Genomic DNA, 25,678 nt, shown 5'->3' with positions numbered 1-25,678 from the left:
GACTCGTCGTCGCGGGCCGGCCCCGGTTTTCCGAGACCGGCCCGCGACGACGTCAACAGGGTCAGGACAGCATGCGAAGGACAGTGCCGGCCTGGTACGTGAGCGCCGTTCGGGCTGTCGCCGAGACTCCTCGCCCACCCAGGTGCTGCACGAAGCGCCGTAGCGCGCCGGCCGCCGCATCGGCACGGCCATCCCTGGCATGGCGGTCCGCCTGGGCCAGCAACGCGCTGAGCCCGTGCGCCTCACGCGCGGTCACGTCCCCGCTCGCCACGTATCCCTGCAGGGTGTCGCGCAGGGCGTCCACGCTGCCCGGAGCCCAGTGATCGGGCACCGGCACGCGCGCCCAGTCGACGTCCGAGCCGAGATAGAAGCTCGGGTACGCAGGCTGGTTGTAGGACGTCTGCTGCCGGGCCACGTCGGCCCGGTACTGCGGGTCGTGCATCAAGGTGAACATCTTGCGGTCGGTCACCTCGGTGCTCAGGTGGATCCGCAGCGCGGTGCTGTCCGCCGTGCGCAGGAGCAGCTCCTCACGCCAGTCGCCGAAGACGTCCGCGACCAGCGCGGGATTGCCCTTGGTGCCGTTGTTGGCCAGGGTGCCTTCGGCGCTGAGCAGACGGCCGCGCCGCCAGTCGTCGACCGTCGGCGTCTGCAGGACCGTGGTGGCCGTGCCGTTGACGACCTGGGTGGTCATGTCGGCCGCCCAGCGGATACTCATGTTCGTGCCGGGCGTGGTGGGCGCCAGCAGGTCGCCGTGCGCTGAGAACAGGCCGATGCCCAGGTCGGCGGCGTTGGGCGGCATGGCGGGCCATACCTCCAGGCCGGGCACCGCGGGGTCGACGTCGCCGACCATGCCCCGCCCCGTGTCCCGGCCGGTGTAATCCCCGAAGATCACTTCACCGGTGCGGGCGTCACGCAGCGTGTGTCCGTACGGGGCGAAGGTTCCGCCCTCGTGGACCATGTAGGTCTCGAGTCCCGGCCGGTTCGGGTCGATGTCGGTCACGTGCAGCGCGTCGCCGTGGCCCAGGCGCACCACCGCGCCCGGGTCGGCGCTGCCCGGCGGCAGCGGCGCGAACGAGCTGTAGAGCAGGCTGCCGTCGTCGTCGATGGTCGCCCCACCGTAGACGATCTCCTGCTTGCCGTCGGCGTCCACATCGGCGACGCTGAGCGAATGCGCTCCCTGCGTGGTCAGCGTGGCGAACTCGGGATCGGTGCCGTCCCGGCCGTGCGGGGAGTCGTTGAACGGGTTGCTCATCGGCACCCAGCCGCTGTCGACGTACCAGTCCTCGGTCAGGCGCTTGCCGTTCCAGTGGTAGGCGACCAGGGTGGTGCGGGTGTAGTAGCCGCGGGCGAACACGGCCGAGGGACGCCTGCCGTCCAGATACGCCACCGTCGCCAGGAACCGGTCCACGCGGTTGGCGGGCTCGATGCGCGCCATCGCGTAGTCGCCCCACCGCAGGCCGTCGTCGTGACGGCCGGGCTTGTACCGGATCGTCTCCAGCTCGCGGCCCGTGGCACCGTCGAACACGGTCAGGTATTCGGGGCCGTCCACGATGAAGCCCTGGAACGCCCGCAGAACGTTGCGGGTGCTCCGAGCGGGGGCGTACACGTCGATGAAGTGGTCGGCGAGCGCTCGTGCGTCCGCTGCGGACAGCGGGTAGCTGTACGCGGGCGCAATGCCGAAGGCCTGCTCCAGGGTCGCCGGCCACTTGCCCGCCACCACCTCGGGGTTCTTGTGCCAGCCGAGGAACATGTCGACCACGTGGTCGTAGTAGCCGGCGGCGCTGAGGCGGTAGTCGTCGTCGTGCGAGTACCCGGCCGCGCGGTCCTGGCGGGGCATGGTGATGTACCGCTCGGAGGCGACGCTGCCGTCCGGCCGGTACCGGATGACCTTCGTGCCCGGCGCGGTCTTGAGCATCGTCTCGGCCCGGCCGTCGCCGTCGAAGTCGTAGACCAGGAACTGGGCGTAGTGGGCTCCGGCGCGGACGTTGACGCCGAGGTCGATCCGGTGGAGCAGCGTGCCGTCGAGGGTGTAGGTGTCGATGTAGACGGGGCCGGTGTAGCCCACCTGGGAGACGTCCTTGGAGTTCGACGGGTCCCACTTGACGACGTACTCGTACTGCCCGTCGCCGTCGACATCGCCGACGCTGACGTCGTTGACCGAGTAGGTGTACGCCTCGCCGCTCGGGGTGACGCCGTCGGCCGGCTTGCGCAGGGGCAGGTCGTGGTAGCCGCTCGACCAGGGCGAGACCGCATCGCTGAGATCGACTTCGGCGTCGCCGACGACGGCGGCGACCCGGTACGTCGATCCGGCCGTGGCGTCCCGGTCGAGGTAGTTGGTGCTGTCGGTGACCGTCGCGATCCGCTGCCCGTCCCGGTACACGTGGAAGGCGGGGCCGGTGAGGCCGGTGTCCGTGTGGCCGGCGACCTCGTGTCCGCGCAAGCGCCAGCTCAGGAACGTGCCGTCGGTGGTGGCAGCGGCGACCAGGCCGCGGTCGAGGCGTTCGAGTTGGACGGCGGGGATGCCGTGATGCGGTTCGCGGTCGCCGGCGGACGCGGCCGGCCCGGTGAGGATCATTGTTGCCGTGCAGGTGACGGCGATGACGGCGTACGGGATGGTGCGGGGTCGGGTCCGAGGACTCATGCGTGATCTCCTCGTCGAGGTGGCGCTTCCGTTGCCGTGGGGACGTGTGGTGCGCTGGCCGGAAAGCGCTTTCAGGGTCTGAAACGTTACAACTATCGATCATCTTGAGTGCGATGTCAAGCGCCGGGCGCGCCACATTGCGGCTGCGGTTTGCCCCGTGTTCTGCCGCCTCTTCGGGTGCTGCTCGGATCGACTGCGCGGCCGAGGACGCGGAGATCTCCGCCTGGGTCATGCCGGCGTTCCGCAACGCAACAGCTCCCTGGCCGGTCGATGGCAACGGGCGACTCGCCATGGTCGGTCCGGCAAGAACCGTTGCTCTGTTGCGGCCTCGGCCCCTTCCGGTAGCGTGCGAAGTGACATCGATGAATGTTCAACAAATTGATCTGCGCTAGATCGGAGAACCTGCATGAACAAACACAGGCGTGTCTCTCTCGCCGTGGCAGCGATGGGATTGCTTGCCGCGCTGAGTGTGGTCAGCCCGGCCGGCGCGGCGGGAATCGCCACCGGACAGACCCTTGGCGTCGGCGACAGTCGATGTACCGACCGTGTCCAGTCCGACAGCGGGGCGAGGTTGACCGGGTTCTTCGCCAACGGCACCGGCGAATGGACAGCGCTGCGGTCCGCTACCGTGGGTGGTCCGGAGACCGTGGTCTTCCGGGCTCCCGCGGGTTCGCCGAGCGGGACACAGACGCCGATCGACCAGACGATCGCGCCAACGGCGTCCGGCACCTTCTTCTACCGGGCGTGCGTCAGTGTCGACCGGATCATGAAGGTCAGCGTTTTCAGCGTGACCCACTACCAGATCTCGCTCACCTCGACCGGCCCCAACGTGGTGACCGATATCGGCCCGGAGACCGCCGCGTTGTCACTGAATGCCCAGGCCTGCGGAGACCGCACCCCCGTGTCGTCCGGTGACACGATTCGGCTCGTCGGCACCGGAACCGGCCGGACCGGCTGGATCATCTCCGTCACCGGCTCCACCAACAACTATGAAGGCAACTGGGCGGTCCTGTACACCGCCACCGACGGTGGAATCGATCAGACCTTCGTCCTGGATCCGGAGATCACCGAAGTGACGGCCTGCGCGGGCGGCGGTGTCACCGGAAGCAGGGACTCGGTGTCGTTCGAACTGTCCATCATCAGCTGACTGCGGCCCGGCATGTGGCAGCGCGTCCGCCGCGGACGCGCTGCCACATGCCGGGCGACGAGGACGTCTGAGGACCGTTCCGGGTCACTCCCGGTGTGGCGAGGGCGGCCGGTCTGCGTCGTGGTCCGGCTGGGCCTGCGCGACGGGTGCGGAGCGACCCGTCGGCAGGGCGAACAGCTGCATCATCAGGGCGACAGCCGGAGCGCCGATCGAGGTGAGGGTTGCGAAGGTGAAGTAGCCGAGGGTGATCGGTTTGTCGGGATCGAATTTCGTCGTCTGAATGGCGATCACGCCGGCGACCATCACGCCCAGAACGTAGATGTAGGCGGTCGCCAGCACCGTGATCTCCGACGTCTCCGTGCGCGGGCGCCTGATGTACTGGTGCACCAGCGACCGCAGCAGCAGCAGGACCGTGATGCCTTCAAGGATCGGCAGGTAGTAGTAGTTGATGATCGTCGGGAGCCACCCTGGCAGCTGCTCAGAGAGTTCGCTGCCGACGTCGTCGACGTAACCGCCGACCGTGGTCGACAGGTAGAAGATCACGATGAAGCCGACGAAGTACGTCGCGAACAACGTCGCCCGGGTGGCGCGCCGCGATTCGTGATCGTACTGGTCGATGAGCCAGCACAACCCGCCGAACATGCTCAGCACACCGAGTCCCAGCAGGCCGCCGGCGGACAGGAGCAGGGTCCGGCCGCGCATGCAGACGGTGTCGCCGGAAGCGACACCGAACAGGAAACTGGCCATCAGCAGTGCGAGGAACGACCCGACCAGCAGGACCAGCGCCTCGGTGCGCCGGCCCGGCTCGACGCCGCTCGGCAGACGAGAGGGCTGGGGCTGCACGCTGATCAGGACGATCATCCCGGCGAACACCAGACCCGCCAGTACGCCGGCCAGCTGCGAGTTCAGCGGCGCCGTCGTCAGCGGATTCCAGTCGTAGGTGCAGGCCTCTGCCATCTGAGCCGTTACCGATTCCATAGTTGGTCGATCACATCGTCCCGATTCGGCTTCTTACGCTAGCGCCGGGCATCCGGGGCTGATCGGGGTTTGCCCCGACACGCCGGTCGCGTGCCGTCGAGCGGCATCTCGACGGCACCCGACCGGTCCCGCCTACGCGGGCGGGCAGTCCGTGACGAACATGTGCCTGTCGCTGTCGGCCATGTGGCGGGCGACACGAGACACCGGTCCGCCGGCAGCGCGTACAGCTTCCTTCGACAGTGCCCGGCGACCGCCCGGAGCGTGCTCAGCCGCGGTAGGTCTCCAGCAGCCGCAGCCAGACTTCGCCAAAGGTGGGGAAGGCGGTAGTGGTCGCAGCCGGCCGCCTCGTGAGCCGGCTCGGTTCGTGGCCGGGCTGTCGAGGCTTCTGGCGCGGTGGCCGTCGATCCCGTCAGCTTCCGGAGACACGCTGCGGGTAGCGGGTGCCGAGGTCCGCGGCCAGGGCGGCTTTGGCCTGCACACTGGCGTCGTCGACGAGTACCTCGTGCTGGTCGGCTTCGATGCCGTCGAGCGCGGCGCGCACGACGTCGGCGGGGTCGTTCTTGGCGATGTCGTGGCCGGCCATCATGTCCGTGTCGGTGGATCCCAGGTGCAGGCCCGTCACCAGCGTGCCCTGGCCCGCGAGTTCCATCCGGATGCCGTTGGTGAGACTCCACTGCGCTGCTTTGGCCGCGCCGTAGGCGTTGGCGCCGTCGTAGGCCAGCCACGACATCGCCGACAGCACGTTGAGGATCGCCCCACCGCTGTTGGCGGCCAAGACAGGGGCGAACGCCCGGACCATCGTGAGCGTGCCGTAGAAGTGCGTATCCATCTCCAGCCGGATCTGCTCGAGCGCTCCGGTGACAAGGTTCTGGGAAGTGAAGACGCCGGCATTGTTGATCAGAAGTGTGACGTCCGTGGCGGTCGCGGCCGCGGCGGCGACCGACGCGGCGTCCGTGATGTCCAGACGCAGCACCTGGACACCCGGCAGGTCGACGAGAGCGGGGTTGCGTGCTGTCGCGTAGACCTTGGTCGCTCCCCGCTCCAGCAGCTGTTGGGCGAAGTGCCGGCCGATGCCACGGTTGGCCCCGGTGACGAGTGCGACGGAACCCGAAATCTTCATGGATACCTCCTGGTAGATCGAGGTTGCGAGCCGTTCGGGAGCTACGCTAAGACCTGACGCTGACGTCAGAGACAAGACAAGTGACCCGGTTCACGAGGAGCTGGCGCGGATGCGCATCGGCGAGCTCGCCACCAAAGCGGGCGTGAGCGTACGGGCGCTGCGGTACTACGAGGAGCAGAATCTCCTTGCCGCAGTACGCAGTCCCAGCGGCCAGCGCTGTTACCCGGACAGCGCGCTCGACCGGGTCCAATGGATCCGGCAGTTGTATGCCGCAGGGCTGTCCAGCAAGAAGATCGTGGAGCTGCTGCCGTGCCTCGACACGGGCGTCAGCACACGGGCCACCGTCACCCTGCTGGCAGCCGAACGAGATCGCATCCAGGCCCAGATCGCCAGCCTGGTGGACATGCGTGACAAACTCGACACCCTCATCGCGGCGGCACGAACCGGGGCAGGTGATCCCGGAGCAGGAGGAGGACCAGGCCGCCGCGCGGGCGATCGACAGGCTTGAGCAGTTCCGGGCCGCGGCGATCCGCTACGCCGAGCGAGAGGTCAGATACCAGGCCACCGTCGACGTCGCCATGTTGAAGATCCGGCTACGCGATCCGGCATGCCTAATCCCTGATCCAGACGAATATGTCCCAGCCGAATCCGCTGAGGGCGATGGCCGGCACGACAACGCTGACCGCCGTGGCGGTCAGGGACAGCCACCGGCCACGGTCCTCGCCGGTCAATGCATGAACAAGCGATCCGGCGGCGAGGACAGCACCGAGCACCCAGCCGTGCAGCATCACGTACAGCTGCGACGGCATGAACAGCCAGGTGAAGGGGTTGAGCAGGGAGGACCCGAAGGGCACGAGATCCTTGGGATCGTGCATCTCGTGCGTGAGCTCATAGTGACCGAGTCCCAAACGGATCCGGCTGACGGCGTACAGCACCAGCACGAGAGCATAGAGAACTCCGAGTCCCCACTGCGCGATCGCCAGGCTGGTGCGCACGCGGGGCGCACCGGCCAGCCGGATCACCGACGCCGTGCTTCCTGAAGCGAGCACTGCTGCTCCCTTTCTGGTGGTAGCCGCAAAGTCGAAAGGCAGCTGCTGCGGTTCCGAGAGCGAGTCGCAGCAGCTTATCCGATTTACGGCAGACACCGCCTCAGGCAACGCGTAGACGATCAGCCCGGCAGGTTCCTCACGAGGCGATCAGGTCGTCGATCTGGTTGATCGCGGTCGAGGAGCCCTCGACGATGCCCATGTCGAGGACTTGCTGCAGCTGCTCGGCGGACTCGTAGGTGCTCACGTACGTCGCGCGGGTGCCGCCGCCGTGCGCGGCAAAGGTGTAGACGTTCTTGGAGACGGGCAGCTTCGGGTTCGGGTTGAAGTCAAGGTCGGCGAAGCCGTCGTCGAAGGACAGGCTTCCCGGCTCGTCGACGGCGGTGACGAGCCAGTAGCCGGCGTGGTTGCATGTTGTCAAGGTTGCGGGACACGCCCCGCCGGGCCGTCACGGGTTGCGCCGGTATTGTGCCGCCGAGCCCTTCGACGCCGGGTCCTCGTACGCCCCGGCCCGGCCGCGGTCGACGTGCCAGCTGGTGAGGGTGCTGACGGCGGCGTTCGGGCTGGCGCGGTCGCTGACCACCCGTAACCGGGTCGTCCACCGCTGCGGCGTCACCTCGTACAGGTCGTATCCGTACCGGTTGCCCTCGAAATACTGCAGGTGCGGGTTGGCCTGGCCGAGCCGCGGGCCGTTGGTGGCGTTCCAGCTCGCCGAGTACGCCCCCGAGGTGGTCGAGTGCGCCACGAACTCGGTGCCGATGACCGGGGCGGACAGGTTGTCGAAGTCGGGGCGCACGTCCTGCACGAAGGCGCTGTGCCAGTCGCCGGTGATGGTGACGAAGTCGGCGATGCCCTGCTGCTGTGCGTACGTCAGCAGTTCGGTGCGCTCGGCGCGGAAGCCGTCCCACTGGTCGGTGAACAGGTAGCCGCCGTCGGGGTTGCGCTGCTGGCTCAGGAAGATCGAGTTGACCCAGCAGTGCCAGCCGCCGCTGCGCTGGGAGACCCGGTCCTTGACCCACTGCTGCTGCGTCGCGCCCAGGATCGAGCCGCCGGTGACGTTCTGCTCGGTGCGGTACTGCCGCAGGTCGAGGATGACCAGCTCGAGCAGGTCGCCCCACTGCCGGTGGCGGTAGATCCGCGGGTCGGGCAGCGCGGTGTCGGAGCCCTCCAGCCGCAGCGGCAGGTGCTCGTACCAGCCCTGGTAGGCGGCCGAGCGGCGGGCCACGAAGCTCGCCGCGCCGCGCGAGCCGGAGTAGTCGTTGACGACCTCGTGGTCGTCCCAGGTCAGGTAGAACGGGTGCGCGGCGTGCACATCGCGCAGCAGCGGATCGCCCTTGTACAGCGCGTGCAGCCTGCGGTAGTCCGTCAGGGTGTACGCGGTGCCCAGCTCCGAGCCCTCGTACACGTAGTCGCCGAGGTGCACGACGAAGTCGAGGTTGGTGTCGGCGGCGATGTCGCGCATGCCCGGGTACTCGCCGGACTGGTAGTTCTGGCAGTTCAGCGACGCGAACCGGACCAGGTTCACCGAGCCGACGGGTGCGGTCCTGGTGCGCCCGACCCGGCTGTACTGGCCGAGCGCACGGAACCGGTAGTGGTAGCGCTGCCCGGGGGCCAGCCCGTCGACGACGACGTGCAGGCTGTGCCCGAGCAGCACCGAGGCGGCGACCGAACCGGACGCGACCACGCTGGTCATGGCCGCGTCGGTGGCGACGCTCCAGTCGACCTGCACGATGTCGGGCAGCGGCTGCACGTCGGCCAGGGGGTCCGGGGCCAGCCGGGTCCACAGCACGACGCTGGTCGGCAGCGGGTCGCCGGAGGCGACGCCGAGGGTGAACGGCGCCGGGTCCCAGCTCGCGCCCAGTGCCGCGGCGGCGGCGTAGGCGGCCTGCGGGCCGAGGTCCCGGGCGAGCGGCCAGGCCGCGGACAGCGCGCCCGCGCCGACGGCGGCCTGCAGCAGTTGGCGGCGGTGCAGGGCCATCAGGCTCCTCCGGGCGAGACGCTGAGGGACAGGGAGTCGGCGTAGCCGTCGTTCGAGGTGCCGCCGGAGCGCAAGAACAGCAGCTCGACCTGTGCGGTGCGGCTGCCCACGGGCACGGTGCCGGTCGCGGTGCGCGCCAGCAGCCCGGTGGTGTTGGCGCGCTGCGCGGCGGTGACCGGGCCGAGCACGACGGTGGACAGGGTCTGCCCGGCGGCGTTGCGGAACGCCACGGACAGCTGCGCGGTGTCGTTCTGGTCGGCGTACCCGCCGAGCCAGGCCGCCACGTCGTAGCGGGCGGTGCCCGCGTCGATCGCGGCGGTGCCGGGCAGCGTCACGCTCTGCCCGACGCGGCTGCGCGCGGACGTGCCGCCGCCGAGGAAGTTCGCGCCGCGGTCGGCCGGTCCGGGGCTGGACGCGGTCGGGTAACCGCTGGTGCCGTAGGTGATGACGGCCGTGCCGCCCTCCAGATGGGTCCAGCCGGGAATGGACGCCGTCGTGCCGCCGCTGCCGCCGGGGCCGGCGTCGCCGCCCGGGTTCACCAGAAGGTTCGCCTCGGGCGTGGACAGGGTCAGCCACAGGCTGTCGGCGTAGCCGTCGTTGGAGGTGCCGCCGTCGCGGGTGAACAGCAGCAGCACCCGGGCGGTGCGGCTGCCCGGCGGCACGGTGCCGGTCTGGGCGCGGCGCAGCAGGCCGGTCGTGCTCGCCCGTTCGGTGGCGGTGACCGGGCCGAGCACGACCACGCCGAGTGGGCGGGCCGCGGCGTCGAGGAACTCCACGGACAGGCGTACGCCGTCGTCCTGGCCCGCATATCCGCCCAGCCAGCCGCCGACGTCGAACAGCGCGGTGCCCGCGTCGATCTGCGCCGTCATCGGCAGCGTGAGCTGCTGCGTCAGCCGGGTGCGCGGCGAGTCGCCGCCGCCGAGGAAGTTCGCCCCGCGGTCGGTCGGCCCAGGGCTGGACGCCGTCGGATAACCGCTGCTGCCGTACGCGATGACGGCCGCCGTGCCCTCGATGGTGGTCCACCCGGGGATCACCGGGGTCGGCGTGCCGGCACCGCCGGTGCCGACGTCGGCGCCCGGGTTGGCGATCAGGTTCGCTGTCTTCACCATGCCTCCTGACGGGATCGCCAGCAGCGTGCAGGCGTCCCCTGTCGTGGCGGCGACGCACGCATGGCGACCGCGTGAACGGCGGTGATCGCCGGCCGTAATCGTGCGGTGATCGCGACGGTTCGCCGCGCCTCGCCTGTTCGTGCTCGTCGCCGGTTGCGTTGCGCTGCTGCGGGCGGCCGGTAGTGGGTCCCGCCCGTGCTTTCAGGACTTCTTGCGCTGCGGCTGCGTGGACGTGCCGGACGGGTCCGGCTGCTGCAGCTCCTGCCAGTGCCCGAACATGTGGATCAGCACGGTGAGTTCGGGAACCGCGTTGAGCAGCTGTGAGACGACCGGCTGGCGGGCATCGGTCCAGATCTTCAGGCGGGTCTTTCCGGCCTCGATCCTCGTGACGGCGTGCCATGGCACCAGCGACTCGCGCCCGCGCACCCCCTCGGCGGCCAGCGTGATCGGACCGAAGACCGCGGCACCGGTCTTGCGCAGCTCCTCGACCTTGAGCGGGAGTTTGAGCGCGGAGATTTTCGCGTCGACGAACGACACGATCTCCGGCAGTTCTTTGTACCGTGGCTTGGCCAGGTCGACGACTTCGCCGCTGTTCAGGTCGAGGCGGCACTGCGGCACCTCGGTGTACGCGGTGCCGAGATTGACGACCCTGGTCCAATACCGCAGGTGCGCCACGTCGTGCCAGGTCACCAGCGAGGTCACCGTTCCGCGGGGATCGACGGTCAGCGTCCCGCCGGTGTACAGGTGACGCCACGTGTTGGCCTTGCGCCAGGTGACCAGCCCGCCGATCGCTGCCACCGCGAGCACGCCCAGTCCCATCGCGACGACCGCGCCCGCACCACCCGAGGCGGCCAGCAGAATGCCTCCCAGCGCGGCGAAGCACACGACGATGGCGATGTCGGCGGCCACCGCGGACCGGTAGCGGCCGTGCTGCTCACCCAGGCCGGCTTCGGCCACGGCCTGCTCGATCGAGCGTCCACCCGCACGACTGTCCATGTGCAGATCATGCCGTGCATATGGTCACTCATCAATGGGTGAACGTGTGCCAGGTCTGCGGTGATCCGATCGAGCCGCCCGAACTTCAGTCCGGGACCCTGATCGGGTCGCCGGTGTTGGAGATGAACACGACCAGCAGCTTTGCCGGCTCCGTGCTGCTGGTGTTCTCGGTGAGCACGTGGTGCGCCCCCGGTTCCTCGACCCAGTTCTGGCCCGCGTGGTACGTCTGCACCGGCTGGCCCTCGATCTGGCTGCGCACGGTGCCGTCGAGGACGTACGCGTAGACGAACGCCTGACCGTGGCGGTGCGGGACCGCGCGGGAGCCGGGTGGGAAGTCCACGATCGCCGAGGTGAACGTCTTGCCCGGCACATTCGGGAGTGCCTGTTCGAGCAGGACCGTCACCGTCTCCTCCGGCGGCTCCTGCCAGGTCACGGCGGCGACCGCCACCCGGTCCGCCGGATGTTGCGGCGTGGGCGTCCCGGCGATGACGGCAACCGCCATGCCGACGGCCAGGACGGCACCGGACATACGCATCCCGATCATGACTGTTCCCCTCGGCCGTCGGTGGTCGGATTGATCGGCTTCCCTCCGCCGGGCCGATGGACACTCGCGGTGACGGCCGCCGTCGGGCCCGCCGACCCAAGTGGAATTGTCCTACCTCCGCCCTCCGGAAACACCGCGGACCTGGGATTCGACCGCGGTCCGGCGGCCGTCCGCCCGTCGTAGATCTTGACAGGAGGGCATGTCGACGAGGGGACAGCGATATGATCAACAGCGCTCACCCCCGCGTGCAGTGGGAGGAACGGAGATGAACCCGATTCGGGCAGAAGACATCAAGGGCCTCATGTTCATCAACCCGGAAGGCCTCTACGACCCGCGGCCGAATGCGTACTCGCACCTGGCGGTCTATCCAGCGGGCTGGAGGGTGATCCTCCCCGCCGGACAGGGCGGCGAGACCGCAGACGGGGCGCTGGCGGACGACTTCGCCACCCAGCTCAGGCAGGCCCTGAAGAACACCGAGACGGTACTGGCCGCGGCGGACGCCAAGATGTCCGACGTGGCGAAGTTCAACCTCCTGGTCGTCGACCACAGCAAGGAGAAGTTCACCGCCATCAGGGAGGAGTTCGCCAGGGTATGGGGTGACACGAAGCCGCCGTGGACGTTGATCCCGGTGCCCGCGCTGGCGCTGGAAGGCATGCTCGTCGAGATCGACGTCATCGCCGTCGTACCGCACTAGGCCGGTCCCGGCGATCCCCGCCGTCGCCCGCCCATCCTGCTGGGTGGGCGGGGCGTTGCGGCATCGATCACCGTGATCTACGTTCGACTGCGGACATGACGGACGTACGCATTCAGGTGCTCGGCCCGGCCGGCGCCTGGCGCGGCGGGCAACCGCTGGACGTCGGCCCGGCCGGTCAGCGGGCCGTGTTCGGACTGCTCGCCCTGCACTGCGGTCAGGCGCTGCGCCGTGACGACCTCATCGCCGGCCTGTGGCCCGACCGGCCGCCGCCGCCGAGCGCCGCCAACGTGATCCAGACCTACGTGCTGCGGCTGCGCCGGGTGCTGGAGCCCGACCGGCCGCCCCGGGCCGCGGGCACGGTGCTGCGCAAGGCCGGCGACGGCTACCGGCTGTGCCTGCCGGCCGCCGCCGTGGACCTGCTCCGCTTCCGCGACCATGTCACCGCAGCTACGGCGGCGCAGCAGCAGGGCCGCCACGACGACGCCGCGGCGTCGCTGGCCCAGGCGCTGCGGCAGTGGCAGGGCGCACCGCTTGCGGACATCCCGGTGCTCGCCGACCATCCCAGGCTCGTGGCGCTGGCCGTCGAGCGGCATGAGGCGCTGGCCAGATACGGCGAGCTGACGGTCGCCGCAGGCCGTCCCACCGACGGGCTGCCCGCGTTGGAGGAGGCAGTGGCCGGGCAGCCGTTGAACGAGGCCTGGCACGCCCAGCTGATCATCGCCTACCAGGCTGCGGGACGGCGCGGCCAGGCGTTCGCCGCCTATCACGACATACGCCGACGGCTGGCCGAGGAGCTCGGTGTCGATCCCGGTGCCGAGCTGGCCGCCGCGCACACTTCGCTACTGCACGACACGCAGGTGCCGCCTGGCCTGGCCGTGGTCCCGGCGCAGCTGCCCGCTGACGTCCACGCCTTCACCGGCCGGGCGGGGGAGCTGGCACGACTGGACCGGCTACTGGCCGAACCGGCCGCGGTCCCCGCGGTGGTGGTGTCCGGTGCGCCGGGGGTGGGAAAGACCGCGCTCGCGGTGCACTGGTCCCACCGGATCGCGCCCCGGTTCCCCGACGGACAGCTCTACCTGAATCTGCGCGGATTCGACCCCGGCGGTGTCGCGATGGCACCGGCGGACGCAGTACGCCGAGCCCTCGACGCGCTGGGCGTGCCCGCCGAGCGGCTGCCCGCCACGACGGATGCCCAGGCGGCACAGTACCGCAGCGTGATCGCCGGGCGCCGCATGCTGATCGTGGCTGACAACGCCCGCGACCCGGCACAGGTCCGGCCGCTGCTGCCCGGCACGCCCGGCTGCCTGCTGCTGGTCACCTCGCGCCACCAGCTCGCCGGGCTGGTCGCGGCCGACGGAGCGCACCCGCTGACGCTCGAACCGCTCGCCGCGGACGACGCCCGGCAACTGCTGACGCGGCGGGTCGGCGCCGCGCGGTCGGCCGCCGAGCCCGCCGCCGTGGCCGAGATGCTCGACCGTTGCGGCGGGCTGCCGCTGGCCATCGTGATCCTCGCGGCCCGTGCCGCGCTGAACCGGCACCTGCCGCTGTCGGCCGTCGCCGGGCAGCTGCGCGGCGACGACGGCCGGCTCGACGCGCTCACCACCGGCGATCCGGACACCGACCTGCGGGCCGTGTTCTCGTGGTCCTACCACGCCCTGGCCCCGCCGGCGGCGCGGTTGCTCCGGCTGCTCGGGCTGCATCCAGGGCCGGAGACCACGGTCCCGGCGGCGGCCAGTCTGACCGCTTGGACGCTCACCGAGACACGCCGGCAGCTGGGCGAACTGGTCCGGGCGGGACTGGCCGGCGAGCCCTTGCCGGGCCGGTACCTGCTGCACGACCTCGTGCGTACCTACGCCGCGGAGGTCGCCGCCGGGTCCGAGCCGGCCCCCGGCCGCGACGCCGCCCTGCTGCGGATGCTCGACCACTACCTGCACGCGGCGTACGCCGCCGAGCAGCTCACCCAGCCCCGACCGGACGACCCGCTCGGTTTGGCACCGCCGTCGGCGGGGGCCGCACCGGTGGACCTCGCCGATGCCGAGCAGGCGCTGGCCTGGCTGGACGCCGAGCGGGCCGTCCTGGTCGCCGCCGTCGAGCGGGCCACCGCGGTGTCACCCGGGCGGGCGTGGCGGCTGGCCCGGACGCTGGCGACCTATCTGGACCGTCGTGGCCACTGGGCCGATCTGGCCACGGTACAGCGGCTCGCCGTGTCAGCCGCCCGGCGCGACGGTGCGCCCCGGGCGCAGGCCGTGGCACACCGGTCACTGGCTCGGGCGTACATTCGGCTGCGCCGGATGGACGAGGCGCAGGCCGAGCTGCGGCAGGCAGGCGAGCTCTACCGTGAGGTCGGCGACTTGACGGGGCTGAGCCGGATCGAGCTGGACCTGTCACTGATGTGGGAGCGGCAGGGCGGTCTCCGGCAGGCCCTGGACCATGCCCGACGAGGGCTGGAGATCTTGCGTGCCGCCGGTGACGCGCGTGGTGTGGCTCGCGCCCGCAACGCAGTCGGCTGGTGCCATGCGCTACTGGGCGACCATGCGGCGGCACTGGACCACTGCCGGGCCGCGCTGGCCGGTTTGGCGGAACTCGGCGACCGTAGCGGCGTCGCCTCGACGCTGGACAGCATCGGCTACGCCCACCGTCATCGCGGCGAACACGACCAGGCCGTCGACGCGTTCCGGCAGGCCCTCGACATCTACCGCGAACTCGGCGACGGTCACCTCGAAGGGCTCGTGCTCAGTCATCTCGGCGACGCCCTCGCCGCCGGCGGCGACGGCACGGCCGCGCGTTCGGTGTGGCGTCAGGCGCTGGCCCTGCTCGACCACCTCGATCCGCCGGAGGCGGCGCAGGTCCGGCTGAGGCTGGCCGACGGGCGTGCCGGCACGCGGCGCTGACAGCCAGGCGCCGGTACCTGAGGGCCGCGTCCAGTCGCGGTCCAGTCGCCGTCCAGTCGCCGGTGACAGGATCGGGACTCGACCGGCATCGCCGTGCGGGAGCGACTCCCGGCCGGGCCGCGGCTGTGCATCCCCTCCGGACAGCAGAGGAGAGCATTGATGAAGTCGTTCCTGAGGCGCTCGGCCGCCAGGTCGCTACTGGTGGCGCTGGCCACTGTCGGCGCCCTGGTCCTGCCCGCCGCCGCCACGCCCGCGCAGGCGGCGTGGGGCCCGGCGCAGCCGGTGACCATGCAGATCCGCCACTACTACCCGACCGGTGGCAGCATCCAGATCGGCTGGGTGGAGGGCACCGTCCAGTTCGACGACGGCGGCAGCGCACTGCACTACAACCTCACCGTCTGCCGGCAGTCCAGCTACATGCTGCCGTACCTGACGATCAACGTGAACATGTACTACGTGGGCGGGCGCAAGTACTCCACGTTCGTCACGAACGTCTACCCGAGCTACACCGGTAATGCGACCGGCCAGCCGTGCTACTCGTCGACCGGCACCGCCTCCGGCGAGTTCACCTCGGCGAACTTCACCAACGTCGAGTTCCTGGTGTACGGCAGCACGTTCGAAGGATCATCGCACGTGGTCAAGAGCCAGGACCGGGTCCTCTACAACCCGTACTGAGCCCGTCGCGGGGACGACGTCCCCAGGGACTTGAACACGTTCAAGTCCATGCGCTAGCCTCCGAGGTGGTACTTGAACGTGTTCAAGTACCACCTCGGGGAGGAGTGGCCGGATGGCCCCACTGGTAAATTCGATCATCATGCTCGGCATGCTGTTGCTGATGCCGCTCGGGCTGCGGCTCGTCGACGGCCCCGGCCTGGCCCTGCTGGCCAGGTGGTGGCCGGTCGTCGCCACACCGGCCGCCGTCGCGTTATGGCTGCCGCGGGGAGCGCTCGCCACCGGCCTGTGCGTGCCATACGCCCTGATGACCCTGCTGCTCGCGGGGCTGGCGGCCGTGCGCCTGGCGAAACGGCGCAGCCTGGCATCGGCGGAGGTGGCGGTGCTGACCGCACTGGCCGCGCCGACCGTCGCCGCGAGCGCGCTGCTCGCCGAGCGCGCCGGGCACGAGCTGTTCGGCTTCGACCTCGGCATCCTCGCGCTGACCGTGCCGCACCTGCACTTCGCCGGCTTCGGGGCCGCGCTCATCGCGGGCCTGGTCTGCCAGACCGTGGACAGCCGTGCCGCCCGAGCCGCCGCCTGGTGCGTACCGGTCGGCACGCTGCTGGTGCTCGCCGGATACTTCGTCGACGACACCGCCGAACTCGCCGGTGCGGTCGTGCTCACCACCGGCATGTGGCTCGTCGCCTGGCTCACCTGGCGCAACGTCCGTACCCGCAGCGCAGACCGGACGACCCGGACGCTGCTCGCCGTCGCGGCCGCGACCCTCGCGGTCACCATGCTGCTGGCGCTGAGCTGGGCGCTGGGCGAGGCCACCGGGTTGCCGCACCCGTCGTTGGCCTGGATGGCGGCCACGCACGGGCTGGCCAACGCGCTCGCCTTCGCGCTGTGCGCGCTGGTGGCGTGGCGGCGGATGGGGGTGCGGGCATGACCGGATTCAGCTACGCGGAAGTCGGCGCCACGCGCGACGACGTGCTGCCGCGCGGCTACCACCACCTGCGCTACCGCGCCCGCATCGGGGACGCCTCGGCGATGGCCGCCGCGACCGACGCGGTGCTGACCTTCGCGCCGCAGCGCGCCGCCGGGGTGCGCATCGACGCCGCCGGCCCGCGCGCGGTCGAGGGCCTCGCGGTGACGTCGGGACTCGGCATCGGCTCGCTGCGCATCGCCGCGCCGTGCCTGGTGGTGTGGGTGGAGGAGGGGCCGCGGCGGGCCGGTTTCGGGTACGGAACGCTGGCCGGACACCCCGAGTGCGGCGAGGAGTCGTTCGTGGTCGAGCTCGTCGACGGGCAGGTCTGGTTCACGATGACCGCGTTCAGCCGCCCCGCCCGCTGGTACACCAGGGCCGCCGGTCCGCTGGTCGTCGGCTTCCAGCACGCGTACGCCCGGATGCTGGGTCGTGCCCTGCGCCGCCTCGTCGGCTGACCGATGACGTCCGCGCCACGCCCGGATCGGGACCGGGCGTGGCGCGAGGGCGCCGGGCGATGGTGGCTCAGGGCAGGTCGATCAGCGCCACGCTCGCCGCGCCCAGCGGCTGCAGCGCCGTGACCGTCGCGCGGTTTACGAGTGCAGCGTCCGGCATGACCGCAGGATGTCCGTCGACGGACACGGACCCGCGTACCACGACGATCGCCGCCGGGCCGGTGACGGTCAGCTGGTCGGTGACGTCGATGATGCGGACCGAGCCCCGGTCACCCGCCCGCACGATGAGGTTGAGGTCGGTGATCGGCCCGCCCGGCAGCGTGCATGCGGTCCGGGCCCCGCCGTCGAACTCGAACGGTTCCAGCGGTCCGATGTCGTGCACGGCACCGTCGACGGTCAGGCGCATGCCGGCACCGGTGAGTACCGTGATCACGCGCCGGTAGCCCGGGAAGGCCGAGAACGGGCCGTCGCTGCCGACGTCGGCGATGCTCAGCCGCCACCGGAAGTCGTCGACACCACCGGGGTAGACGGCGATCTCCCGGGTGACTCCGCCACCGTTGCGCCACGCAACGGCGACGCGGTCCTCGGCCGGCAGCATTGTCACGCCCATGATGACCAGGCTATGCCGTCCAGCGGGCGGATGCGGCGAATCGCATCGGGCTTCGATTCAGCGGCGGTCTCCGATGCGTCCGGCCTGTGCTCGTGGCCGGGTCGACCTCGCCGACCGATATCCGCTGGCGTGCCTACTCCTCTCCTCCGCAGAATTGCGGACGTCACCGTGGACCGGCCGCGGCGGCGCCCACGGGGGTACGTGATGACGATCGGCGCACGACTCAGACGCTGGCTGCTGAAACCACCCCAGCCTGCGGCCTCCGTCCCGGATCCCGGCCATCTGCCGCTGCCTGCCGAGCCGGCGCGACCGGCGCAGTCGCTCTGCGATCTCCGCGCTGACCCGGACGGCGTCGCGACCGGCTACTACAGCGCTGCCCGCAACGGCGACGGTGCTCGGCACGCGACGGCGCTGCAGACCCTGGCGGCTGCGTCGGGCAGCTGGTGGGCACGGTTCGACGAGGCACTGCGCAAGAAGTCGTGGTGGGAGCAGCGCTGGTCGCAACAGGCCGCGAGCGCACTCGCCGAGGACACCGCAGACCTGGTCACCCTCGTCGGCGCCGGCTGCCACCACGACGGGCGGCTGCGCGAGGCCGCAGCGATCCGCCTCGCCGAGCACGGCCACCCGGCAGCGATGGCCGTACTCGCCCTGCGCTGCGCCGACTGGGCGCACCCGGTACGCGAGGCCGCCCGCACTGCGCTCAGCCGTCAGCTCACCGACGACCTGGACATCGTACGGTTGCGGCTGACCGCCGACCTCGCGCTCACTCTGCAGGCCCGCAAACACGGCGGCTGGCTCATGGAACAGATCGAGCGGCTCGTGCCCCGACTACCCGACCACGGACTCGCGGCGTTGCTGTCCACCGCACACCCACGACTGCGCCAAGCCGCATACCGCATCGCCATCGCCGACGGGCGCATCGATGTGCCCCGCCTGCTCACCGCGGCGTTCACCGACCCCGATCTCGGGGTACGGCGGATCTGCGCCGACGCGGCGATGGCCGCCCACGCGGACCTGTCCGTACTGCGGACTCTGCGTACCAGCCGTACCGGCAGCATCCGCGCCGAGGCGATCCGACGCCTGTCCCGGGCGGGGGAGTTCGACGCGGACGCGGCCCTGTCCGACCGCCACCCGCAGGTGCGCGAGATCGCGTACGCAGCGCTCCGCCGCCGCGACGGCGAGCCGGCCGACCACTACCGCCGCCTCATCGCAGCCGAGCCGCCGGCTCCCGGCGTCATCGCGGGACTCGGCGAAACCGGCGACTCCGCCGACACCGCGCTGATCACGCCATGGCTCACCCACCCGGCCACGCGCGGCCGGGTCGCCGCGGTGCGAGCACTGCGCCGCCTCGGCACCGCACCGGTCGATGCGCTGGCCGCGCGGCTGACCGACCCATCCCCCGCAGTGGTCCGGCACGCCGCAGCCGCGCTCAGCGAACGAGCCGCCGAAGTCGACAAGCCTGAACTGGAGGCGCTGCTCCGACAGGAGCAGGCGCCCAACGTGCGGATGGCCGCGTTCCGGATCTGCATAGCCCGCGACCCGTGGACCCGGCTGACCGTATCGCTGCGGCTGCTGCACGACACCGACGAGCAACTACGAGGGGCAGCCGAGCACGAGGTGCGGAACTGGCCCGGCTACGGCAGATTGCGCCCCGTCGACCCGCAACTCGTACCGGAGCTCCACACGCTGCTCACCCTGGCCGTCCCGGTGCTGGGCAAACCTCTCGCAGACCTGATCCGCTACCAGGCACGTCTCGGCTGAGATGGCGGCGCGTGCGCGCATCAGCGGACCGCGCCCCGTGAAGCACCAGCAGGGCCCGGCGATGTCACCCCTGTGCAAAGTTCGCGGATTCGTTGGGTCACAGCGAACCTGTGTGACGCGACGATGAAGGCACTTCGACACATGCCGAGAAAGATCGACAACGCCTGCGGCACGACCGACGGCAGCTCGCGGAGCGGCAGTGGCGAAGCTCCGACCACGACAGGAATCGAGACAGGCCATGACTGCACATTCACCGACGCCGAAGACCGGGTTCTCGCGGCGTAGATTCATCGCCGGCGGAGCTGCGGCTGGGTTGGCCATCGTGGGAGGGCAGGGGCTCGCGGTCGCGCCGGCCGCGGCTGCGGTGGCGGGCTACAACCTGCCGTTCACCAATCTTTATGAGGCGGGCACGGTCGTGCCACGGCTGGACGACCCGTACGGTCCGCGTTCTGGCGTCGGAGACGGCTTCCACAACGGAATCGACTTCAACGCGGTCGGCACCGGTGGCACGGTGCTGGGCCGCAGAGTCCACCCGGTCCGCCCGGGAACCATCGTGGAGAGTTCGTTCAGCAGTGCGCTCGGCAACTACCTGACGGTCCGCCACGCCGACGGGCGGGACAGCCTCTATGCACACCTGCAGTCCAAGTACATCACCAGCGGCTCGGTGACGTCCGGGAGCGTGCTCGGCACCATCGGTGCCACCGGCGACGTCACCGGCCCGCATCTCCACCTGGCGTTCTACAGCGGCGGTAGCAGCTACGACCCGTGGCCGTACCTCAACGGAGCACCCTACGCCAACGGTGCCGGCACCACCCCGCCGCCCGCCACCACGTCGGAGGGCGTGATCCTGCAGGAGATCGCCCAGGCCGGCGGCTACACCGGTCCGGTCGACGGAGCGCCGGGCACGAACACGTGGCTCGGCGTGCAGCAGGTGATGCGGGGTTACGGGTACACCGGCGCGATCGACGGGGCTCCCGGTACGAACACGTACGCCGCGTTGCAGCGGTTGGCGCAGAAGGGCGGCTACACGGGTCCGGCGGACGGGGCGTTGGGCGTGAACTCGTGGAAGGGCATCCAGACGGTGCTGCGTGGCTTCGGCTACGGCGGCCCGATCGACGGCTTGCCGGGTACGAACACGTACGCCGCGTTGCAGCGGCTGGCGAAGCTCGGCGGGTACACCGGCCCGGCCGACGGCGTGCTGGGCGCGAACTCGTGGAAGGGCGTGCAGAAGGTGCTCTCCGGCTACGGCTACACCGGCCCGACCGACGGCATACCCGGTGTGAACACCTACGCCGCCTTGCAGCGGATGGCCCAGCTCGGCGGTTACACCGGTCCGGTCGACGGCATTCCCGGACCCAACACCTGGTCGGCGCTCAGCCGGCTCATCTGAGGTCCGGTGAAGAACCAGGTCAGGGCGTACGGCACCTGACCTCCGAGGCAATGCAGATGTGCCTCGCGGATGCAGGGGTGGCCTTCGGGGTCGGCCGTGGCTGTCGAAGCCATGCCATCCCGGAGGCCCCAGAGTGTCTTTCGGCACCGTGTACGCAGGCGTGCTGGAACCTGTTGCCGGTCGGCCGCCGCCTTGGCGAACAGCTCGAGGATGGCGCACCGGTCGCCACCGCCGACGAGCGCGCCGCGCACCGCTTGGCCGACGACAAGGCGATCGAGGTGGCGGTGTTCGAAATCGACTGTGGTCTGTTCGGGTCGGTCCGCGATGAACCGGATTTCGATCTCGCCGGCGTTTTCCGACTAGTCTCACGCCATGGGACTGAGGACGGGAGCGATCTTGACAGGCCTACCTGACCCTGTCGACATCGCTCTGCGAGTCACCCGTGGCGGCCGACTGGTCATTTGCCTCGATGAGGCCTTGGACATGCCGGCTGCGACGGCCGCTGCGCGGGCCCTGCGGATTGCGCTCGAGCCCGATGCGCATGTCATCGCCTCGCCGGGGACGACGGGCCGGGGGCCGATCCTCACTGTGCTCCGGCTCGTCACCGAGTCAGAAGCTGCGACCCTGCATTCGGCCCTCGACCACCTTGTCGCCGAATTCCGGCAATCGGCCGGCGCGCTCGTCGCCCAACTGCGGGCAGGAGAGTCCCGCAAGGGTGACGTCGACGGGTGCTACCCGGAGACTGTCCGGGTCCGGGATGTGATCTGGCACCTGGACCTGCACGGGGAACACTGCCGGTTCGAAAACCCCGCGACCGGCGAGGTCGTCGAGGCCGACATCAATGCTCCGGAGACCGTCGATCCGTACTTCCTCCTGCTGTATGCCGAGACTTCCGGCCGCCATGGTGCGGTCCTCGACGCGTGCGTGGAGGGCTTCCACGACATGTGCCGTCTGCTCGACCTCGCGGGCATCACCGGCAGTTAGGTCCGATTCGCCGCGATGACCTCGCCGTTGCCCACGTCATCAGGGCTGGCACCGCCATCGGGGCTCTCCGCGGGCTGACCAACGCAGTCACCGACAGTAACTGTCGTCGGCCGCTCGACCGGCGTGACCGGGGCAACAAGTCGTTTCCTATCGGAGCGGCCGACAACTCGGTCAGCCCCTGTGTAGAGACACTTGTGATCTTGGCGTTGCTGCTGGTCGAGTAGTCCAATGCGAGCCTGGCTGCGACGACGATGGATGATCCTGGCGATCACGGCCCTCGCGCTGACGGTCTTCACGGCGGCGATATCGGCGAATGTGAGTGTCCTATTACATGGGATCAGCGGCAGCGTCAAATGAACTTCGTGGTCCGCGCACTCGATGACGTGAAGTCCGCCGAACCACCAGGAGTCAGTCGCGAAGGGTCGGCGAGCCAGCATACGTCGCCAGACTCCGCAGATCTGACGTCCGGCCGATCTGCCGTTGCCGTGCTGCGATGCCGGTCGGCGGCCGCAACGCGGAAGGGGTTGCCGGCGGCCCTCGAACTGCCGGCACCGCGCTGACAGCAGTCTGGTTGGGGCCCCACCGTGCCAGGGCCCCAACCACGGAAGAAGGACGTCCATCGTTCCTGGTACTGCGGCGTATCCGTCTTGCTCGCGACCTTCAACAGTCCGGCACGCCTACCCCTTTCCGGCGCCCAGCCGACGTGCGGCCCCGTGCACTGCTCCCGTTGCTATCGACCCCGTTTGCGTACACACCGGCACCAAGCCGATATCTGCTGGCGAACCGGCCGACGGCGCGGGGGTGGATCAGGTTTCCGGGGCGGATGTCCGGCACGGCCACCAGGGTCGGCGCGTGGTGAGCGAGGACGTTAGGTACATGTCACGAGACGTAGTAGAAGTACGACTTCAGGGCGGGCTCGAGGACCCTGAGGGGCACACCGGCGCACACGCCGAGTGCGAAGAGCGTGTTGTACCGGAGGTTCTTCACCGGCATGCCGTGGCGGACCGCGGCGAGGCCGCGGAGGGCGCTTCGCTTGTCGTGCCAGTCCACGTTGAAGGAGATGGACGTGGTCAGCGATCGTACGTGGTGCAGCGCGCCGGGCGGCATGTACAGCAGGTCGCCGGTCTCGACGACACACTCGCGCACCCTTGCCCTCTGGTAGAGCGGGTGGCGGTCGAGGTCCGGGTTCTCGGCGTCGATGTGCGACCACCGCCAGTTGTACGTGTAGCAGTACTGCCGGTCCTCTGGGTCGACGATAAGGAAGCGCTTGCTTCCGTGGATCTGGAAGAACAGGTTGTGAGTCTGCAGGCTGTCGAAGTGCAGCGGGGTCATCGCGTCCGGCGGCCCGACGAAGAACTGAGGGAATTTCCACCACTGGTCACGAAAGAACTTCGGGAGCATATGGGCCGGGAAGGGTTCGATGTCGGCGCGCAATGCCGGAATCATCGAGAACAGCGGGAGATCGTGAAGGTACGGCGGCGGACCGTCTGTCGTCGTGCGGCCCTCGACCAGATCATCCACGAATTCGCTGTACTGACGCATGGACCATGTGACCGTGTTGCCTTCCGCCAGATATCCCGTTTTCAAACGTACGGGGAGCTCCGGCGCGAGCGAGGTCAGATACGGGACCGACCACTGCGAAACAGCCGGCATTCCGGCAATCGCCCCCTTCATGAGGACGGGTTTCTTGTTCACGTAGTCGCGATAGAATTCCTCGGCGCCGAGCGACTCCCGGACGTCGACTTTCCCGATATTCAAAACGCTTGTCATGCGGCTGCCTTCGTTCCTCGTTGAACTCATGCCGATGGCCGGCCAGCAAGATCGAGGCCGGCCGGTCGGTGATGCTAGCAGCCGGTGGGCACGGTGGGGGACCCCGTTGTGTTGGGCCGGTGAGCTTCACTATCCGCTGGTGCTGGAGCCCCAGAACACCACTTCGTAAACCAAAACGTGACCTTGACCGTCGTTTATCTCCGGCGGCCACGGGGCGCGGTGTGCCTCCTGCGAACCCCCTGACTGAGTCACAAGTCAGAACGTGGATTCGCTTGATATAAATATGTAATCGTTGCGAAATCGCGGTTCGAATCGCAACGAGCGCTTGACAGATCCGAGTCCGGGTGGGACTGTCTCACGGCGCACGGCTCGACCTTCCCGGCTTTCACCGCCGCGGAGTCCGCCGTGCGAGATCGGTCAATGATGCCCGACTGTGAAAGAGGTAGACATGCTGAGGTTTGCGGCCGTGCACCGCCTTATAGCCACTAGTGGCTCGGTGTGGTTCCCTCGCAGCTCATGCGGACTGTGACACCTCAAACGCGGTTGCCGGACAGGCACTGACCAGCTTCGCCGCCCTCATGTCGTGGGCCAAGTCGTAGGTCGACGACTTTCGCATGGCGAAGCTGTCCGCTCATCTGTTCTGAATTACCGTCGCGGTTCCAGCGCACCTGATGGCCGACGTTTCGTCGGCGTGCACAGGTAATGGAACCGGCGCCTTCCTCCTGGCTTTCCTGGTCGTCGGAGCGAACTGTTTCAAGCCGACGCGGCCCAGGCGCGCGCCCTGGTCAGCCTGATTTATAGCGATCTTTGCCGTTTTTTAGGAGTTTCTGCTGAACACGCTACTGCTCACCCAATCGGACATCGGTGAGATCATTCGCCACACCGGGCGTGACGCGCTCATGAACCTCATGATCGAGCGGCTCAGGGAGGGCTTGGGGCGAGTACACGCCGAGGGACGACAACTCTCGCCGCTACGCGACGGCTTCGTGCGGACCGGCCCGGTCCCGGGAATCATCGAGTGGATGCCGCACCACGACAGCGGCGACAGCATCACGATCAAGACCGTCGCGTACAGCCCCGCGAACCCGGACCGGTTCGGGCTTCCGACGATCGTCGGAACCGTCGCCCGTTTCGACGATGTGACCGGCCGACTGATCGCCCTGTCCGACGGAGTGGTGCTGACCGCGATCCGCACCGGTGCCGTGTCGGCGATCGCGAGCGCGGCGCTGGCGCACCCGGACAGCCGGACCGTCGGACTGATCGGGGCAGGAGCTCAGTCGATCACACAACTGCACGGACTCACGCTGACACTTCCGATCGAGACGGTCCTCGTGTGGGACACCGATCCGGAGCGTCTCGCGAGCTTCGCCACGCGAGCCGCGTTCCTCGGTCTCGACGTCCGTTGTGCCTCCCCCGAGGAGATCGCGGTCGGGGCGGACGTCATCACCACTGCCACCTCGGTCGGCATTGGAGGCGGACCCGTGCTGCCCGACCGCGGGCTGCGCGAACACCTCCACGTCAACGCGGTGGGCTCGGATCTGGTCGGCAAGACGGAACTTCCCAAGAGCCTGCTCCACCGGGCCCTGGTCTGCCCCGACCATCCGGAGCAGGCGTTGCGCGAAGGGGAATGCCAGCAGTTGTCTCGCGACCAGCTCGGTCCGGCCCTCGGCGCGCTGTGCGCCGACCCGGCCTCGGTGGCCCACGCCCGCAACAGCCTGACGGTGTTCGACTCCACCGGTTTCGCACTGGAGGACCACATCGCACTCGATGTGTTCCTCGAGATCGCCACGGCGATCGGCGCAGGTACGAGCGTAAGCCTGGAATACCAGCCCATGGACGCGGTCGACCCCTACTCGCCGCACGTCGAGTTGGCCGAGCACGCGGGCAAACCCTGACCGCGGCCGAATCGCAGATCGTTCGACAAT

23 protein-coding genes are annotated in these 25,678 nt (G+C 69.6%); 12 read left to right on the top strand and 11 right to left on the bottom strand.

The window, feature by feature from the left end:
• Positions 1-61: 61 nt before the first annotated feature.
• Positions 62-2,641, bottom strand: coding sequence for a rhamnogalacturonan lyase (locus FLL47_RS44800; RefSeq protein WP_186315872.1), 2,580 nt, complete (start codon positions 2,639-2,641; stop codon positions 62-64).
• A 445-nt stretch (positions 2,642-3,086) separates the two neighbouring features.
• On the opposite strand from FLL47_RS44800, the gene FLL47_RS23615 reads away from it, so the two are divergent.
• Positions 3,087-3,788, top strand: a complete 702-nt coding sequence (locus tag FLL47_RS23615; RefSeq protein WP_144122756.1) for a hypothetical protein — start codon at positions 3,087-3,089, stop codon at positions 3,786-3,788.
• Positions 3,789-3,872: 84 nt separating this feature from the next.
• Here the strand turns inward: FLL47_RS23615 and FLL47_RS23610 are convergent, their stop codons facing one another.
• Complete coding sequence (locus tag FLL47_RS23610) at positions 3,873-4,766, bottom strand: hypothetical protein (protein WP_144122755.1); 894 nt, start codon at positions 4,764-4,766, stop codon at positions 3,873-3,875.
• Between the two features lie 409 nt (positions 4,767-5,175).
• Positions 5,176-5,886: an SDR family oxidoreductase gene (locus tag FLL47_RS23605; RefSeq protein WP_144122754.1), complete on the bottom strand. Its 711-nt coding sequence runs from the start codon at positions 5,884-5,886 to the stop codon at positions 5,176-5,178.
• A gap of 109 nt (positions 5,887-5,995) precedes the next feature.
• On the opposite strand from FLL47_RS23605, the gene FLL47_RS23600 reads away from it, so the two are divergent.
• On the top strand, positions 5,996-6,394 hold the full coding sequence (locus tag FLL47_RS23600) for a MerR family transcriptional regulator (RefSeq protein WP_144122753.1): 399 nt from the start codon (positions 5,996-5,998) through the stop codon (positions 6,392-6,394).
• 103 nt (positions 6,395-6,497) lie between these two features.
• On the opposite strand, the gene FLL47_RS23595 is transcribed toward FLL47_RS23600, so the two are convergent.
• From FLL47_RS23595 to FLL47_RS23570, 6 genes are all read right to left on the bottom strand, one after another.
• On the bottom strand, positions 6,498-6,935 hold the full coding sequence (locus FLL47_RS23595; protein WP_144122752.1) for a hypothetical protein: 438 nt from the start codon (positions 6,933-6,935) through the stop codon (positions 6,498-6,500).
• A 136-nt stretch (positions 6,936-7,071) separates the two neighbouring features.
• Positions 7,072-7,353, bottom strand: a complete 282-nt coding sequence (locus tag FLL47_RS23590; RefSeq protein ID WP_222106162.1) for an SRPBCC family protein — start codon at positions 7,351-7,353, stop codon at positions 7,072-7,074.
• Positions 7,354-7,380: 27 nt separating this feature from the next.
• On the bottom strand, positions 7,381-8,910 hold the full coding sequence (locus FLL47_RS23585; RefSeq protein WP_144122751.1) for an alkaline phosphatase D family protein: 1,530 nt from the start codon (positions 8,908-8,910) through the stop codon (positions 7,381-7,383).
• On the bottom strand, positions 8,910-10,019 hold the full coding sequence (locus FLL47_RS23580; RefSeq protein WP_425457754.1) for a hypothetical protein: 1,110 nt from the start codon (positions 10,017-10,019) through the stop codon (positions 8,910-8,912). Before FLL47_RS23580 ends, FLL47_RS23585 begins: the two co-directional genes overlap by 1 nt.
• 201 nt (positions 10,020-10,220) lie before the next feature.
• Positions 10,221-11,015 carry a DUF6585 family protein gene (locus FLL47_RS23575; protein WP_144122750.1) on the bottom strand — a complete coding sequence of 265 codons (795 nt, stop codon included), beginning with the start codon at positions 11,013-11,015 and terminating at the stop codon, positions 10,221-10,223.
• An 85-nt stretch (positions 11,016-11,100) separates the two neighbouring features.
• Positions 11,101-11,559: a cupin domain-containing protein gene (locus FLL47_RS23570; RefSeq protein ID WP_144122749.1), complete on the bottom strand. Its 459-nt coding sequence runs from the start codon at positions 11,557-11,559 to the stop codon at positions 11,101-11,103.
• A 265-nt stretch (positions 11,560-11,824) separates the two neighbouring features.
• Between FLL47_RS23570 and FLL47_RS23565 the strand changes: the two genes are divergently transcribed.
• The 5 genes from FLL47_RS23565 (at position 11,825) to FLL47_RS23545 (ending at position 17,241) form a co-directional block, all read left to right on the top strand.
• A complete protein-coding gene (locus FLL47_RS23565; protein ID WP_186315871.1) occupies positions 11,825-12,253 on the top strand; it encodes a RidA family protein in 429 nt (142 codons plus the stop codon).
• Between the two features lie 95 nt (positions 12,254-12,348).
• Entirely contained in the window at positions 12,349-15,144 is a 2,796-nt protein-coding gene (locus FLL47_RS23560) for an AfsR/SARP family transcriptional regulator (protein WP_144122748.1), read from the top strand.
• A 159-nt stretch (positions 15,145-15,303) separates the two neighbouring features.
• Positions 15,304-15,819 carry a hypothetical protein gene (locus tag FLL47_RS23555; RefSeq protein WP_144122747.1) on the top strand — a complete coding sequence of 172 codons (516 nt, stop codon included), beginning with the start codon at positions 15,304-15,306 and terminating at the stop codon, positions 15,817-15,819.
• Between the two features lie 112 nt (positions 15,820-15,931).
• Positions 15,932-16,747, top strand: a complete 816-nt coding sequence (locus FLL47_RS23550) for a YndJ family protein (protein WP_144122746.1) — start codon at positions 15,932-15,934, stop codon at positions 16,745-16,747.
• A complete protein-coding gene (locus FLL47_RS23545; protein WP_144122745.1) occupies positions 16,744-17,241 on the top strand; it encodes a DUF1990 domain-containing protein in 498 nt (165 codons plus the stop codon). The genes FLL47_RS23550 and FLL47_RS23545 overlap by 4 nt, the downstream gene beginning before the upstream one ends.
• Positions 17,242-17,308: 67 nt before the next feature.
• Here the strand turns inward: FLL47_RS23545 and FLL47_RS23540 are convergent, their stop codons facing one another.
• Positions 17,309-17,848, bottom strand: a complete 540-nt coding sequence (locus FLL47_RS23540; RefSeq protein ID WP_144122744.1) for a HutD/Ves family protein — start codon at positions 17,846-17,848, stop codon at positions 17,309-17,311.
• Positions 17,849-18,052: 204 nt separating this feature from the next.
• Between FLL47_RS23540 and FLL47_RS23535 the strand changes: the two genes are divergently transcribed.
• The 4 genes from FLL47_RS23535 to FLL47_RS23520 all read left to right on the top strand — a co-directional run bounded on the left by FLL47_RS23535 (position 18,053) and on the right by FLL47_RS23520 (position 21,983).
• On the top strand, positions 18,053-19,609 hold the full coding sequence (locus tag FLL47_RS23535) for a HEAT repeat domain-containing protein (RefSeq protein ID WP_144122743.1): 1,557 nt from the start codon (positions 18,053-18,055) through the stop codon (positions 19,607-19,609).
• 322 nt (positions 19,610-19,931) lie between these two features.
• Positions 19,932-20,999: a peptidoglycan DD-metalloendopeptidase family protein gene (locus FLL47_RS23530; RefSeq protein WP_246158549.1), complete on the top strand. Its 1,068-nt coding sequence runs from the start codon at positions 19,932-19,934 to the stop codon at positions 20,997-20,999.
• Positions 21,000-21,172: 173 nt separating this feature from the next.
• Positions 21,173-21,412, top strand: a complete 240-nt coding sequence (locus FLL47_RS43090) for a hypothetical protein (RefSeq protein ID WP_186315870.1) — start codon at positions 21,173-21,175, stop codon at positions 21,410-21,412.
• A 70-nt stretch (positions 21,413-21,482) separates the two neighbouring features.
• Positions 21,483-21,983 (top strand): hypothetical protein, encoded by a 501-nt coding sequence (locus FLL47_RS23520; protein WP_144122742.1) that lies wholly within the window; start codon positions 21,483-21,485, stop codon positions 21,981-21,983.
• An 879-nt stretch (positions 21,984-22,862) separates the two neighbouring features.
• Here the strand turns inward: FLL47_RS23520 and FLL47_RS23515 are convergent.
• Positions 22,863-23,753 carry a cupin-like domain-containing protein gene (locus tag FLL47_RS23515; protein WP_186315869.1) on the bottom strand — a complete coding sequence of 297 codons (891 nt, stop codon included), beginning with the start codon at positions 23,751-23,753 and terminating at the stop codon, positions 22,863-22,865.
• Between the two features lie 899 nt (positions 23,754-24,652).
• On the opposite strand from FLL47_RS23515, the gene FLL47_RS23510 reads away from it, so the two are divergent.
• Entirely contained in the window at positions 24,653-25,648 is a 996-nt protein-coding gene (locus FLL47_RS23510) for an ornithine cyclodeaminase family protein (RefSeq protein ID WP_144122740.1), read from the top strand.
• Positions 25,649-25,678 lie beyond the last annotated feature (30 nt).

It is taken from the genome of Catellatospora sichuanensis (assembly GCF_007483665.1).
Classification (GTDB): domain Bacteria; phylum Actinomycetota; class Actinomycetes; order Mycobacteriales; family Micromonosporaceae; genus Catellatospora; species Catellatospora sichuanensis.
This window is presented reverse-complemented; position numbering and strand designations above follow the sequence as displayed.

Coding starts and splice junctions, on each gene's coding strand:
- FLL47_RS44800 (WP_186315872.1), bottom strand. CDS start 2,641: ATGAGTCCTCGGACCCGACCCCGCACCATCCCGTACGCCGTCATCGCC.
- FLL47_RS23615 (WP_144122756.1), top strand. CDS start 3,087: ATGGGATTGCTTGCCGCGCTGAGTGTGGTCAGCCCGGCCGGCGCGGCG.
- FLL47_RS23610 (WP_144122755.1), bottom strand. CDS start 4,766: ATGGAATCGGTAACGGCTCAGATGGCAGAGGCCTGCACCTACGACTGG.
- FLL47_RS23605 (WP_144122754.1), bottom strand. CDS start 5,886: ATGAAGATTTCGGGTTCCGTCGCACTCGTCACCGGGGCCAACCGTGGC.
- FLL47_RS23600 (WP_144122753.1), top strand. CDS start 5,996: ATGCGCATCGGCGAGCTCGCCACCAAAGCGGGCGTGAGCGTACGGGCG.
- FLL47_RS23585 (WP_144122751.1), bottom strand. CDS start 8,910: ATGGCCCTGCACCGCCGCCAACTGCTGCAGGCCGCCGTCGGCGCGGGC.
- FLL47_RS23580 (WP_425457754.1), bottom strand. CDS start 10,019: ATGGTGAAGACAGCGAACCTGATCGCCAACCCGGGCGCCGACGTCGGC.
- FLL47_RS23575 (WP_144122750.1), bottom strand. CDS start 11,015: ATGGACAGTCGTGCGGGTGGACGCTCGATCGAGCAGGCCGTGGCCGAA.
- FLL47_RS23570 (WP_144122749.1), bottom strand. CDS start 11,559: ATGATCGGGATGCGTATGTCCGGTGCCGTCCTGGCCGTCGGCATGGCG.
- FLL47_RS23565 (WP_186315871.1), top strand. CDS start 11,825: ATGAACCCGATTCGGGCAGAAGACATCAAGGGCCTCATGTTCATCAAC.
- FLL47_RS23560 (WP_144122748.1), top strand. CDS start 12,349: ATGACGGACGTACGCATTCAGGTGCTCGGCCCGGCCGGCGCCTGGCGC.
- FLL47_RS23555 (WP_144122747.1), top strand. CDS start 15,304: ATGAAGTCGTTCCTGAGGCGCTCGGCCGCCAGGTCGCTACTGGTGGCG.
- FLL47_RS23550 (WP_144122746.1), top strand. CDS start 15,932: ATGGCCCCACTGGTAAATTCGATCATCATGCTCGGCATGCTGTTGCTG.
- FLL47_RS23545 (WP_144122745.1), top strand. CDS start 16,744: ATGACCGGATTCAGCTACGCGGAAGTCGGCGCCACGCGCGACGACGTG.
- FLL47_RS23540 (WP_144122744.1), bottom strand. CDS start 17,848: ATGGGCGTGACAATGCTGCCGGCCGAGGACCGCGTCGCCGTTGCGTGG.
- FLL47_RS23535 (WP_144122743.1), top strand. CDS start 18,053: ATGACGATCGGCGCACGACTCAGACGCTGGCTGCTGAAACCACCCCAG.
- FLL47_RS23520 (WP_144122742.1), top strand. CDS start 21,483: ATGCCGGCTGCGACGGCCGCTGCGCGGGCCCTGCGGATTGCGCTCGAG.
- FLL47_RS23515 (WP_186315869.1), bottom strand. CDS start 23,753: ATGACAAGCGTTTTGAATATCGGGAAAGTCGACGTCCGGGAGTCGCTC.
- FLL47_RS23510 (WP_144122740.1), top strand. CDS start 24,653: ATGAACCTCATGATCGAGCGGCTCAGGGAGGGCTTGGGGCGAGTACAC.